Origin of the sequence: Buchnera aphidicola str. Ak (Acyrthosiphon kondoi), assembly GCF_000225445.1 — a bacterium.
Lineage (GTDB): Bacteria > Pseudomonadota > Gammaproteobacteria > Enterobacterales > Enterobacteriaceae > Buchnera > Buchnera aphidicola_A.
This window is the reverse complement of record NC_017256.1, coordinates 178063-191641: the sequence shown is the minus strand read 5'-3', so window position 1 is coordinate 191641 and position 13579 is coordinate 178063. Positions and strand designations below refer to the sequence as shown.

General features: G+C 24.6%; 11 protein-coding genes and 1 pseudogene. 3 read left to right on the top strand and 9 right to left on the bottom strand.

What is annotated here, in order from left to right; genetic code table 11:
- Positions 1 to 18: 18 nt before the first annotated feature.
- Complete coding sequence (gene pta, locus BAKON_RS00900; protein ID WP_014499334.1) at positions 19 to 2139, bottom strand: phosphate acetyltransferase; 2121 nt, start codon at positions 2137 to 2139, stop codon at positions 19 to 21.
- Between the two features lie 44 nt (positions 2140 to 2183).
- Positions 2184 to 3401, bottom strand: a complete 1218-nt coding sequence (locus tag BAKON_RS00895) for an acetate kinase (protein ID WP_014499333.1) — start codon at positions 3399 to 3401, stop codon at positions 2184 to 2186.
- 83 nt (positions 3402 to 3484) lie between these two features.
- Between BAKON_RS00895 and nadE the strand changes: the two genes are divergently transcribed.
- Positions 3485 to 4291: an ammonia-dependent NAD(+) synthetase gene (nadE, locus tag BAKON_RS00890; protein WP_014499332.1), complete on the top strand. Its 807-nt coding sequence runs from the start codon at positions 3485 to 3487 to the stop codon at positions 4289 to 4291.
- 7 nt (positions 4292 to 4298) lie between these two features.
- On the opposite strand, the gene sirB1 is transcribed toward nadE, so the two are convergent.
- The 3 genes from sirB1 to prfA form a co-directional block, all read right to left on the bottom strand.
- Positions 4299 to 5108: an invasion regulator SirB1 gene (sirB1, locus tag BAKON_RS00885; protein ID WP_014499331.1), complete on the bottom strand. Its 810-nt coding sequence runs from the start codon at positions 5106 to 5108 to the stop codon at positions 4299 to 4301.
- A gap of 168 nt (positions 5109 to 5276) precedes the next feature.
- Positions 5277 to 6104 (bottom strand): peptide chain release factor N(5)-glutamine methyltransferase, encoded by an 828-nt coding sequence (prmC, locus tag BAKON_RS00880; protein ID WP_014499330.1) that lies wholly within the window; start codon positions 6102 to 6104, stop codon positions 5277 to 5279.
- Positions 6101 to 7186, bottom strand: a complete 1086-nt coding sequence (gene prfA / locus BAKON_RS00875) for a peptide chain release factor 1 (RefSeq protein WP_014499329.1) — start codon at positions 7184 to 7186, stop codon at positions 6101 to 6103. Before prfA ends, prmC begins: the two co-directional genes overlap by 4 nt.
- A 233-nt stretch (positions 7187 to 7419) precedes the next feature.
- Between prfA and ispE the strand changes: the two are divergent.
- Positions 7420 to 8294, top strand: a pseudogene (gene ispE, locus BAKON_RS00870) (4-(cytidine 5'-diphospho)-2-C-methyl-D-erythritol kinase).
- Positions 8295 to 8394: 100 nt separating this feature from the next.
- Positions 8395 to 9342 carry a ribose-phosphate pyrophosphokinase gene (locus BAKON_RS00865; RefSeq protein WP_014499328.1) on the top strand — a complete coding sequence of 316 codons (948 nt, stop codon included), beginning with the start codon at positions 8395 to 8397 and terminating at the stop codon, positions 9340 to 9342.
- A 74-nt stretch (positions 9343 to 9416) separates the two neighbouring features.
- On the opposite strand, the gene BAKON_RS00860 is transcribed toward BAKON_RS00865, so the two are convergent.
- The 4 genes from BAKON_RS00860 to BAKON_RS00835 form a co-directional block, all read right to left on the bottom strand.
- A complete protein-coding gene (locus tag BAKON_RS00860) occupies positions 9417 to 9647 on the bottom strand; it encodes a CvpA family protein (protein ID WP_264357802.1) in 231 nt (76 codons plus the stop codon).
- A 259-nt stretch (positions 9648 to 9906) separates the two neighbouring features.
- A complete protein-coding gene (gene folC / locus BAKON_RS00850) occupies positions 9907 to 11148 on the bottom strand; it encodes a bifunctional tetrahydrofolate synthase/dihydrofolate synthase (protein WP_014499327.1) in 1242 nt (413 codons plus the stop codon).
- 198 nt (positions 11149 to 11346) lie between these two features.
- Positions 11347 to 11541: a TerC family protein gene (locus BAKON_RS03335; protein WP_044005632.1), complete on the bottom strand. Its 195-nt coding sequence runs from the start codon at positions 11539 to 11541 to the stop codon at positions 11347 to 11349.
- Positions 11542 to 12113: 572 nt separating this feature from the next.
- Positions 12114 to 13574 (bottom strand): NADH-quinone oxidoreductase subunit N, encoded by a 1461-nt coding sequence (locus BAKON_RS00835; RefSeq protein ID WP_014499326.1) that lies wholly within the window; start codon positions 13572 to 13574, stop codon positions 12114 to 12116.
- Positions 13575 to 13579 lie beyond the last annotated feature (5 nt).

Genomic DNA, 13579 nt, shown 5'->3' with positions numbered 1-13579 from the left:
GTTTATAAAAAATATATTTTATCTAGATTGAATTGAAGTTAATGCAATAGTATAAATAATATCTTCTACCGAAGCACCTCGTGATAAATCATTTACTGGTTTTCTTAATCCCTGTAACATTGGACCAAGAGAGAGTATATTTGAAGAACGTTGAACTGCTTTATAAGCTATGTTACCGGAATTTAAATCTGGGAAAATAAATACATTTGCAGTTCCTGAAATTGGTGAACTAGGTGCTTTTAATTTAGAAACCTTTTCTGAAACTGCAGCATCATACTGTATAGGACCATCAATAATCAAATCAGGTCTTTTATTTTTAACAATATAAGTTGCTTTTTTTACTTTTTCTACTTGATGTCCAAATCCAGAACAACCAGTAGAATAAGATAACATAGCAATACGCGCCTCTATTCCAAAAATTTTTGCTGAATCTGCAGATTGAATTGCTATTTCTGCTAATTCTTCTGCAGTTGGATCGATATTGATAGCACAATCACCATAGATTAAAACTTGATTTGGTAACAACATAAAAAAAATAGATGATACTAAAAAACTATCAAGATTAGTTTTAATAATTTGCAATGCTGGACGTATAGTATCAGACGTAGTATTTACTGATCCAGAAACTAATCCATCTACATAATTAGATTCTAATATTAAAGTAGCTAAAACAGTATTATCTTCTAATTGTTTTTCAGCAGAAAATTCACTTATATTCTTTCCTTTACGGATTTCTAGAAAACGAGAGATATATTTTTGTCTGATTAAAGTAGGATTTATTATTTCAATATTTTTATTTAAATTAATACCTATTTTATTTGCTATATTATAAATTTTTTTTGAATCTCCCAATAATACACATTGAGCAATACCAGAATTACAACATATTGAAGCCGCTTTTAATATTCGTATTTCATATGATTCAGGCAATATAATACGCTTATTTCTTTTTTTTGATAATAATTTTAAATTATAACAAAATTCTTTTGGAGAATATATAATGCTAAAATTGTATTTTTTTTTAGAAACCATAATAGTAGAATAAGAAAAAAAACTAGAAAGGTATTTTTGTAATCTTTCAATATAAATAAAATTTTTTACATTAATATTAAAGTTAAAAGTTTGAAGTTCAGACAAAATATCTATTGTATTCTTTTTTGTAAAAAAAACAGAAATAGATCTTTCAATCAAGGCATTACATAAAGAAACAGTATATTTTTTTGATTTTAATACTCCAGTTAATATAATACATCTAATCTTATTACTATTATAATTTAATATAAACATATTCATAAAAACATCTATACGACTGAAAGAAACTATTATCAATGCATTTGAATAATTTTTATTTAACATGTTTATATAACTTTCATCAAATATAACTATTTCTTCTATAATATGAGTTTTCTTTTGTATTAAATTAATATATTGCAAATTTAAAAAATTTAAAAGATCCATTGCATATGTTATAATCATTTTTTTATTCCAAGGTATACAGGCTATAATTGGAACAAAATTATTTTTAAACATTTTTTTTGGAATAATCAATTCTCTTTTGTTTTTTGTTTCTTTTAAGAGTACAAGTTTTTTTATAAAATTATATTTTTCACCTATAAAAGGTGAATTAATTTTATTAAAAATTATACCTAAAATATTTTTATATTTTTTTTGTTTTAAAAAAAAATTTATTTTTTTTTCCTTATTTTTAATATATTCAAAAGAAGTATTTTTTAAATTAGATATAAATATTACTTCTGCATTTAAATTTTGAGAAATATCATAATTTATCTCTTCAGCATTAATACTATTTTTTATACCTTCAATTAAAATAACTTCATATAAAGACTTATTATGATAACATTCGTCCATCATTTTATTTAATAAAAACAAATATTCAGAAGAATTAAAAAAAACTTCAGAAAAATCTATACTATCTGATACATGAACTATTTTTGAAAAATATTTATTAATAATTAACGATGTATCATCTAACAAACGTTTTACACAAGACAAATATAATATAGATTGAACCTTTTCTTTTTTAAATCTATTTTTATTAAAGAAATAAATCAGACTTAAACTTAATGAAGTCAAACTAATATCTTTATCTAAAGGAATTAACATTATAATACGTGACATAATTATCCCATTATGAAATATTAATATAATATGATAAAAAATAACTATTTCCTGCTAATTATATTACTAGTTTCTTGAGCTATTGCTAATTCCTCGTCTGTTGCAATTACGAATACTGAACGAGAAGTAGATTTAGAAATTAATCCTGATTTGCCTCTTATAGTATATAAATTAAGTTCATGATCAATATTAAAACCTAATAGCGATAATCTAGACAGAGTTAACTCTCTAATCAAAGGTACATTTTCACCGATACCACCAGTAAAAATCAAAGCGTCTAAACGATTTTCCATTAAACTCATATAAGCAGAAATATACTTAGATAAACGATGGCAAAAAATATCTACGGATCTTTTAGCATGTTTTTTATGATTATAATTTTTTTCAAAATAGCGAAAATCACTACTAATACCGCTTAAACCTAATAATCCTGATTTTTTATTTAAAATCATCTCAATTTCATCAATATTTAAATTAAGCTGTTTGTTCATAAAAAAAATAATAGAGGGATCTAAATCACCGCTTCTTGTGCCCATTACTAATCCTTCTAAAGGAGTTAGTCCCATTGAAGTATCTACACATATTCCATTACAAATCGCAGAAACAGAGGCCCCATTACCTAAATGACATGTTATAATATTTAAAGAACTAAATTTCTTATTCAATATAATAGAAGTCTTATGAGCAACATAATTATGACTAGTACCATGAGCACCATAACGTCTGATACCATGTTCTTTATAAAAATTATACGGTATTGCATATAGAAAAGAAGTTTCAGGCATATCTTGATAAAAAGATGTATCAAAAACTGCTACATTTTTTTTTGCTAAACTAGGATATTTCTCTATCATTATTTTAATGCCAATTAAATTTGCTGGATTATGCAATGGAGCAAAAGAAACTGCATCTTCAATATATTGAATGATATTATTATCAATCAAAGTCGTTTTTTTTATTTTAGTTCCTCCATGTACTACTCTATGTCCTATACCTATTAAATTTTTAAAAATATCTTTTTCTTGTGGTAATACTTGATCTATAATAAAATTTACAGCTTCTTGATGGTTAATGTTTGAACCTATTTTTTTTTTATATTTTATCCCTAAAAACTGCCATGTAATATATGTTTCTGATAAAAACAAACATTCTACTACACCAGACAAATATTTTTTTTCATTATTAGGGTTTAATATTGCAAATTTTATAGAGGAACTACCACAATTTAATACAAAAATTAAATTTTTCAATTTTTTATCCAGTTTTTCTATTGTAACAATGTCAAAAATAAATTTATCATTTAATATATAAATATTTGTAATATTCAAAAAAATTAGGAAGATTTATGACTCTTCAAAAAAAAATTATTGAGCTACTCGGAGTAAAACCAGTTATTATACCAGAAATCGAAATTAATAATTGTATTGATTTTTTAAAAAAATATTTGATTAATCATATCTATATAAAATCTTTAATAGTTGGTATTAGTGGAGGACAAGACTCCACGTTAACCGCAAAGTTATGTCAAATAACTGCGGAAAGATTAAGAAAAGAAGAAAAAGACATTACGTATCAATTTATTGCATTACGCTTACCATACGGCATTCAATCTGATGAAAAAGACTGTCAAGATGCAATTAATTTTATACGTCCCGACCAAGTTTTTAACATTAATATCAAACAATCGGTTTTAAGTAGTGAAAAATCTTTAAAAAAATCCGGAATTATTATTTCCGATTATGTAAGAGGTAACGAAAAAGCTAGAGAAAGAATGAAAGTACAATACAGTGTTGCTGCTGTCAAAAAAGGTCTTGTAGTCGGAACAGGTCATGCAGCGGAAAATATCACTGGATTTTTTACAAAATATGGAGATAGTGGAACAGATATTAATCCTATTGCTAAATTAAATAAACGACAAGTTCGATCATTATTAAAAAAATTAAATTGTCCAAAGCATTTATATTTAAAAACACCTATGGCTGATTTAGAAGATGAGCATCCACAACAAGATGACGAATCTATTTTAGGTGTTACATATAATATAATTGATTCTTATTTAGAAGGAAAAAAAATAGATTGCACAAGCCAAAAAATTATTGAAAGATTATACTTGAACACATTACATAAACGTAATCTACCAGTTACACCATAAATAATGTTTAATGTAATATAATTTTTTTTTGTTCAATAGAATGAATTTGAATTTTAATAATTTCACTAATTGGATCTTCGGGACAATGTTCGACAAAATAGATTAAATCTGTTAAAGCAACATGATTACATTCTAATTGTGCATATATTAGTCCTCTATCACGAATTTCATATGGATCGTTTGGATCAATTTGTAACAATAAATTGGCAACATTTAATGCTAATTCCATTTTCTTTTCTTCCATTAAAGCAGATTTTAATGTATCTAACATTTTTCGGATCACAGTAATGGATTCAGATTTGTACAAATCATTTTCATATAATTCCGCTGTTGGACTAATATTGCCTTTCAACCAAACTTCTAACGTATGTTTATCTAAAATCTCTCCATTAAAAGGATTAATAAAACATTTTTTTTGATTGATCCAATCTGCTCTTAAAATAAGCTGAGTAGGAAAAACAACTGGATTTAATGGCAATTTTAATTCTTGAGCAATATGCAAAAAAAGAATACCTAAAGATACCGCAGTACCTTGTCGCGTTTTTAGTACATTATCAATCCATAGTACATCTGAAAGATTATAAATACCACTTGCGCTACCAAAATGCCAGCGGGCATAAAATAATTCTAACAATTTTTCTAATTTTCGGTTAGGTTCGATTTCAGATGAAACATAAGATTCAGCTTCTTTTATTTTATTGTTTAGTTCAGATAAAACACAATTCGAAGGAAAGTCTTCTCGAATAGCTTGAGAAGCAACAATAATAGATTCAAAAAGTGATAATTTAGAAAAATCAATATTAGAAAGAGATTTCATATTATTAGTAATAGTAATATTTTTTGAATAAATAATAAAAATTTAAATAATATAAATTTTTATATAATTAATATATTTTATATCAAAATATAACATTTTTTTTAATTTTTGTTAATATAACATTTTTTATTTTCATAAAAATTTTAAAATATTAAAAATTTTTATTTGTTATATTTTTTTTCCAATGGTCACACGATCATTTCCTCCATAATCTTGATAAGATTCTATTGCAAAAAAATGATATTTTTTAAACAAATATTGAACTTTTAGTTTTTGTTGCCATCCATGTTCTATTAACAACCAACCTCCATACAATAAATAATTTTTAGCTTGTTTGATTATGTTTTCAATGTCTGATAGTCCATGACTGTCAGATATAAGAGCATCAAATGGTTCAAAAAAAATATCTTTTTTAAAAAATCTAATTTCCTTTTTACTAATATACGGTGGATTACTCACAATAATATTAAATTGTTGGTTTATATTTGAAAACCAATCACTATAAAAGAAAGAAACATTTTTAAAATTTAATTTAACTGCGTTAATTTGAGCTATTGCAATAGCTTTTTCTGATTTATCAACACCAATAATGTTCCAATCATTACAAACGCTTGCTAGAGCCAAAGAAATAGCTCCGCATCCAGTACCTAAATCAAGAATACAAGTAGAATTTCCTTCAATTTTAGATAACACTTGTTCTACTAAGATTTCTGTATCAGGTCTTGGAATAAGAGTATCATATGAAACAGATAAAGACAAAGACCAAAATTCTTTTTCTTTGATTATATAAGCGATAGGCTCTCCTAAAGATCTACGATAAACTAAATAATTTAAGTATTTATATTGTTTGCGAGTCAATTCAATATAATCAGAACTTATGATAAAACTACGTGTTTTTTTTGAAACATAACTGAGTAAAAATTCAGCTTCATATTTAGGATTATCTACATAAGATAATTTATTAATAGATTTTTTTATCCATCTTTTAATATTCATAGTTCTAATCTAGATAAAGAAGAAAGCATATCTGCTTGATATTCTTGAGTTATCGGATCAATGAGTAGATTCAATCTGCCTTGTAATACTTCATCTAATTTATAAATAGTAAGATTAATTCTATGATCTGTAATTCTATTTTGAGGAAAATTATAGGTTCTGTTTCTATCTGATCTTTCACCAGTTCCTAATAAAATTTTTCTCATAGAAGAGTTTTCTTGATGTTTTTTTTCTAATGTAGCAGCATAGATACGTGCTGATAAGATCGATAAAGCTTTTGCTTTATTCTTATGTTGTGAACGCTCATCTTGACATTCCACTACGTTACCAGTAGGAATATGAGTAATTCTAATAGCAGAATCAGTAGTGTTGACGTGTTGTCCTCCTGCACCAGAAGAACGAAAAGTATCAATTTTTAAATCGGCAAAATTAATTACTTCTTTTTCAGCTTTAGGAGTTACAGGCATAACAGCAACAGTACAAGTAGATGTGTGAATTCTTCCCTGTGATTCTGTTTCTGGTACTCTTTGTACACGATGACCACCTGATTCGAATTTTAAACGACCACATGCACCTTTTCCTGTAATTTTTGCAATTATTTCTTTAAATCCTCCTTTTTCACTCTCACTACTGCTCATTATTTCTACTTTCCATAAACAATTTTCAGCATATCGAGTATACATTCTAAATAATTCGCCAGCAAAAATAGAAGATTCGTCGCCTCCTGTAGCTGATCTAATTTCAATAAAACAACTATGTTTATCATTCGGATCTTCAGGTAATAATAATCGATTTATTTTTTCTTCTAAAATTTTCTGTTTTTTGTTACAAATATATAATTCTTCCTCAGCAATATCCTGCATTTCTACATCATTTAACATAATATGAATATTTTTAATATCAATCTCTAATTTTTCCCATTCAATAAAATATTTTATAATTTTAGAAAGTTTTAAATATTCTTTAGATAAATTTTTTAATTGATCACGATTTGCAATAATATTTTTCTGAGTAAGCATAAGTTCAATTTCTTGATAACGATTTCGTAAAGATTTTAATTTTTTTAAAATAGAATTATTCATAAAATCCTTCTATTAATTAGTATCATCTAAAAATAATTTTTAATTAAAATTAAATAATGTATTATTAATCTAATTAAAAACATAAAAAAATATTTTTTTATTTAATAGTTATTAAAAACTATAAAAATTAAAATATCTATACTACAATAAGTATATCATTTTAAATACTTTCATTCTAATTTCGATCAAAACTAATATAAAAAAATATTTCAACTTAATAAATATAAATCAAAATGGTTCATACATGGTTATCTCCTGCAAAAATTAATCTGTTTTTATATGTAACAGGTGCACGTAAAGATGGATATCATAATATACAAACATTATTTCAATTTCTTAATTATGGTGACACATTAAAAATCATTCCTAATCAAACAGGTCGTATCGAATTATTTACTGAAAAACAAAATATTTTAAACGTAAAAAATAGTGTTATTATTGCAGCTAAATTATTAAAAGAAAAAGCGCTATTTCACGGTAAGTTGCATAATCTTAATTATGGAGCTAAAATATTTTTAAAAAAAAAATACCTATAGGTAGTGGACTAGGAGGAGGTTCTTCTAATGCCGCAACTACTCTAGTAGTATTAAACAAATTATGGAACATAGAATATACATTAAAAGAACTAGCTTTATTCAGTCTTGAAATAGGAGCAGATGTACCTGGTTTTATTATGGGAAATACAGCTATTGTTGAAGGAATAGGAGATATATTATATCCGATTACACAAAAAGAAAGATGGTATCTAGTTATTTATCCTTATATTAAAATTTCAACAAAGAATATGTTTTCAAGTCCATTTTTAATCAGTAATACTCCTAAAAAATCGATCGAAGTATTATTAAAAGAACCTTTTAGTAATGATTTTGAAAATATAGCAAAAAGACAATTTATTCAAATAAAAAAATTAATTTCAAGGTTATCTTTGTATGCACCTTCACGAATGACTGGCACAGGATCTTGTATTTTTTCTGAATTTCATGACAAGAAATCTGCAGAAAAAATTTTTTCCTTGCTACCTAATAACATGCAAGGATTTATAGCAAAAAGCGTTAATATTTCACCGTTGCATAGAACTCTTTATAAAAAAAAATATATATTTTTTTAACTAAAAAATATTTTGATATAAATGTATTTATTAAAATATTAAAAATAAAACATATTATAATTAAATATATAAAATAATACTAAATACAAAAAGGTTTTTTATGCCTGACATGAAACTTTTTTCTGGAAATTCTGTTCCAAAACTAGCAAAATTTATTGCAAATCGATTATATATTAATTTAGGAAAGGCAGCAGTCGGTCGATTTAGTGATGGTGAAATAAGTGTGCAAATAAATGAAAACGTAAGAGGTGGAGATGTTTTTATCATTCAGTCTACTTGTTCTCCTACTAATGACAATATAATGGAACTAGTTGTAATGGTAGACGCTTTAAGAAGAGCTTCTGCCGGTAGAATTACTGCAGTCATACCATATTTTGGATACGCTCGTCAAGATCGCAGAGTAAGATCGGCACGAGTTCCTATAACAGCAAAAGTAGTAGCAGATTTTTTGTCTAGTATTGGAGTAGATCGTGTTTTAACAGTAGATCTACATGCAGAACAAATACAGGGTTTTTTTGATGTACCTGTTGATAATGTTTTTGGTAGCTTAATTCTTTTAGAAGATATGCTTCAAAGGGAATTAAAAAACCCGATTGTTGTTTCTCCTGATATTGGCGGAGTAGTAAGAGCTAGAGCAATTGCTAAACTACTCTATGATACCGATATGGCAATTATTGATAAAAGAAGACCCCGTGCTAATGTATCTCAAATTATGCATATTATTGGAGACGTAGCCAATCGTGATTGTATTCTAGTAGATGATATGATAGACACAGGAGGAACTCTTTGTAAAGCTGCAGAAGCACTAAAAGAAAGAGGGGCTAAAAGAGTTTTTGCATATGCAACACATCCTGTTTTTTCTGGAAATGCATCAATAAACTTAAAAAATTCTGTCATAGATGAAGTAGTTGTATGCGATACAATTCCATTATCAGAAAAAATTGAATTACTACCAAACGTACGCACATTGACCTTAGCGGGTATGTTAGCAGAAGCAATAAGACGTATTAGTAATGAAGAATCTATTTCTGCTATGTTTGAACATTAAATATTTTATTTGAATATTTTCAATTCTAAGCACACTATAATTTTTTATATTGATATAAATAATGTGCTTAGTTTTTAAAACACATTCAAAAAAAATAAAAAATACTTTTTATATTTTAAAAAAAAAGAAATTAATATAGAATTATTGATATAATAATTATAATCAGTTCGATTAAAATAACTAAAAATAAAAAGATAAAAAAAAACTATTAATATACCACGGAAAACTCCAAATAAACCTCCTAAATAAATGTTATAATAAGAAAGTTTTACTGCCGTAATTATTTTTTTTATAAAAAAATACAAAAGTTTTTTTAAAATAAAAAAAAAATAATCATAATTAATATTAAAATTTTATTTTTTAAAAAAACATTTTGAATTGCATTTTCAAAAAAAGAAGTAAAATAATTATATTTATAAAAAAAATAAAAATTAAAAAAACAAAAAAAAGAAGAAATGATTTCTTTGTAAAAACCTCGAAATAAACCGAAAAAAAATGAAATAATTAAAGTTAAAATAATAACGTAATCTAATAAAAACATAGATTTTTCCAAAATTATATTTCTTATATTTTTTTTTCTGAGGAAAGAAATTCTGAAATAGTTATAAAAGAACCAAAAACTATAATGGCATCTTCTTTTTCTGCTAATATCAATGCTTTCTTATAAGCTTCATTGATACTATTTAAAACAGATGTATTGTATATCGGAAAAATATTTTTTAATTGATTTTTACTAGCTGTTCGAATGGTTTTTAAAGGCGCAGTAAACCAATAATGAACTTTTTTTCTTAATGGATTAATAATACCTAAAATATCTTTATCCTTTAGTATTCCTACAACTGCATATATTTTTCCTTTGACATTAATTTCATCTATTTTTTTTGACAAATAAAAAGCCGCATCAGGATTATGAGCCACATCAATAATAACATAAGGACAAGTAGAAACCACTTGAAATCTACCTGATAATTGAATTTTAGAAATAGATTGTCTTATAACTTTTTCATTAATTTTTAAATTAGAATAATACAGAGCAGATAATGCGGTAGCTGCATTTGATAATGGTATTCGAGTAATAGGTAAATTATATAATTGAACTCTTGAATGAATAAAATCCCAATAATTATCTTTTTTTTTCCATAACCAGTCTGTATTAATTGTTTTTAATATTGTTTTTTTTTCTTTGGCTATTTCATACACAGAATCAGGAATATCGGTCTCTCCAATTACAGAAATTTTATGTGCTCTAAAAATACCCGATTTTTCACGTGCAATACTGTTACGGTCTGCCCCTAAAAAAGAAGTATGATCTATTCCTATATTAGTTATTATAGATATATTAGAGTCTATAATATTAGTAGCATCTAATCTCCCACCTAATCCTACTTCCAATATAAGAATATCTAATGCATATTTTTTAAATAAAATTAATGCGGAAAGTGTAATAAATTCAAAATAAGTTAATGAGATATTATTTCTCGCTGATTCTACATTCTGAAAAGCACACACATGCTCTGATTCATTCAGAACCAATCCATTAACTCGAACTCTTTCTACAAAATTTACAAGATGAGGAGAAGTATAGAGTCCTACTTGATAACCTGAATTTAATAATAATCTTTCTAACATTGCACAGGTTGTTCCCTTTCCATTAGTTCCAGCAACAGTAAAAATAAAAGATGTTAAATTTAATAAATCTAATTTTTTTGCAATAGATTTTAATTCAATAAGATTGTATATTTTCTTTCTATCTAATTTTTCTAAATTTTTAAGCCATGTAGAAAAAGAACAATTTTTATTAGTCATGTTACTCTTATTATTTTTTATATTATAAAATAACATTTAAAGTTTTTAATGCAAAAAAGTAATAAATATTGTAATAAAAAAAGAAGTTTTTGAAAATCATTTTTAATCTAATAAATATTTAAAAAATTGATAATTTATTATTTAATCATAGAAATTTTCTCTATAATACTAGATAAAAAAAATACATTGATCTTAAACTTAGTATAGATAAAATATTATAAGAAAATATAATAAAAAATCATTATTTATAGAAAAAATAGCAGGAACACTATCTACTTCAAATATAATATCAGTTAACTCTATTGTAATTAAAGATAATAACAAAAGAGTTATACAAAATTTTTCATTTATAACAATAAATTTTTTATTATTAACATCTTTACTAATCCTCAAGAAATTAGAAATTCAAGGTATTCAAATATTTTTTTAATTAAATCGGTTTTATTTAAAATAAATAAATAAATTTCAAGTTTTTTAATACGAATAACAAACGAAATAAATACAATAACTAGTGCTACTTAAAAAAAATATCTTCACATAAAAAATTGTTATAGAACGAAATGTCACAGTGCCTATATACCATAAGATAATACTTTTTTTTTGAAAATTTATTTGTATTTTAAAAGATCGTAAAATAAAAAACTATATAAAAATATCATCTATTTATTGGCAGAGTAATATTTCTAATAAATAATTAGTATAAAATAATATAATATTCGAATCAGAAATTGAACTATTTTTATTTTTAAAAAATACATATCAAAAAATAAAAAAAAATAACAACGATAAAAAAACCAATAAAAATTATAAATAAAAGAATATTTTAAATATTTTTTATTTTTTTTCTTACAAATATAATTATCTATAATAGAAATTATTAAAATCAAGAAAAAAAAGTATTCTAAAGTAACGACATATAAAAAAATTTATATAATATTATACTAGATATATTTTAAAAGCTAATATTATATGGCTAATTTAACTAAACTAATCAATGGATTTGGATATATACCTAATATTAATAATATCATTCCCAAAATACATATTACTATTCCGGAAGGGGTATAAAACCAATTTCTAGATATATTTAAATCGTTTTTTAACAATTTCGGCGGATTTAGATATAAATTTAAAATAATTCTTAAATAACAATACAAACCTAATAAAGTGCCAATAAGGAAAGAAAAACCTATTATCCATAGATGCTCTTTCATAATTATTGATAATATATAGAATTTCCCAATAAATCCTAAAGTCATTGGAATACCTGCTAAAGAAAGCAAGACTAAAGTAAACAAACCAGATAAAAGTGGCTGTGACCAAAATAATCCTTGATATGAATGTATTGCATTAGCATTATTTTTTTTATGTGAATTAGAAATTAGATTAATAATACCGAAACATGCTATATTACTGAATAAATAACTATATAAATATACCGCACTAGTTTCTAAAGAAAATAAATAATTTTTATTTGATCCTAAAAATACTATTAAAAGATACCCTATTTGAGATATTGATGCATATCCAAAAAGTCTTTTAATATTTTCTTGGAAAAGAGCCATTAAATTACCGAATAATATAGAAAAAATAGTAATTAATGATAATATAAAATACAATATTTTATTATCTACATCGGAAATATGTGATAAAAAATGCAATAATACACTAAAAATAGCAATTTTACCGGTTGTTGAGAAAAAAGATAACACTGAAGCAGGTGTTCCTTGATAAATATCAGGAGTCCATAAATGAAATGGCACAATAGATAATTTAAAAAATAATGATAAAAGCACCATGCTAATTCCAAATAGTATAACTAACATTTCATTTTTAGATGCAATTTTAAATATGTCATATACAGATAAAAAATCAAGATTACCAGAAATAGCATAAATCCATGCAATGCCTAATAATAAAAAACTAGATGAAATACCTGATAAAATAATATATTTAAACGATGCTTCTAAAGAATGTTTTTGGTAACTAGAATAAGCAATTAAACCAAACATCGGTAAAGATAATAGTTCAATATTAATAAAAAATGATGCCATATGATTAGATATAATTAATGACATAGCTCCCAGATTTGAAATTATTAGTAATAAATAGAATTCTTCTTTATTGAATGGATATTTAAGCAACCATGGATATGCAAAAACACATGTACAGATACTAGAAATCACAATCATTCCAATATATAAAATAGAATAACCATCAATATGAAATAAAACAGTTATATCTAAAGGAATGATCTTAGTTAATAAATATAGTGAACAAAACGTAGACATAAAACCTAGTATACTAAACACTGCAATAAAAAAGTGATTTCGATTATAAGAAATAGATAATATGACTGTCACTGCAGTGAATATTATAATCAACAAAGGTAGCATCGCTGTTAATTGTTGTAAATTTATTATCATTACTA

Bases quoted from the DNA above. Each gene is read 5' to 3' on its own strand.
- nadE (WP_014499332.1), top strand. From the start codon at position 3,485: ATGACTCTTCAAAAAAAAATTATTGAGCTACTCGGAGTAAAACCAGTT.
- prmC (WP_014499330.1), bottom strand. From the start codon at position 6,104: ATGAATATTAAAAGATGGATAAAAAAATCTATTAATAAATTATCTTAT.
- folC (WP_014499327.1), bottom strand. From the start codon at position 11,148: ATGACTAATAAAAATTGTTCTTTTTCTACATGGCTTAAAAATTTAGAA.
- BAKON_RS00835 (WP_014499326.1), bottom strand. From the start codon at position 13,574: ATGATAATAAATTTACAACAATTAACAGCGATGCTACCTTTGTTGATT.
- pta (WP_014499334.1), bottom strand. From the start codon at position 2,139: ATGTCACGTATTATAATGTTAATTCCTTTAGATAAAGATATTAGTTTG.
- BAKON_RS00865 (WP_014499328.1), top strand. From the start codon at position 8,395: ATGCCTGACATGAAACTTTTTTCTGGAAATTCTGTTCCAAAACTAGCA.
- sirB1 (WP_014499331.1), bottom strand. From the start codon at position 5,108: ATGAAATCTCTTTCTAATATTGATTTTTCTAAATTATCACTTTTTGAA.
- prfA (WP_014499329.1), bottom strand. From the start codon at position 7,186: ATGAATAATTCTATTTTAAAAAAATTAAAATCTTTACGAAATCGTTAT.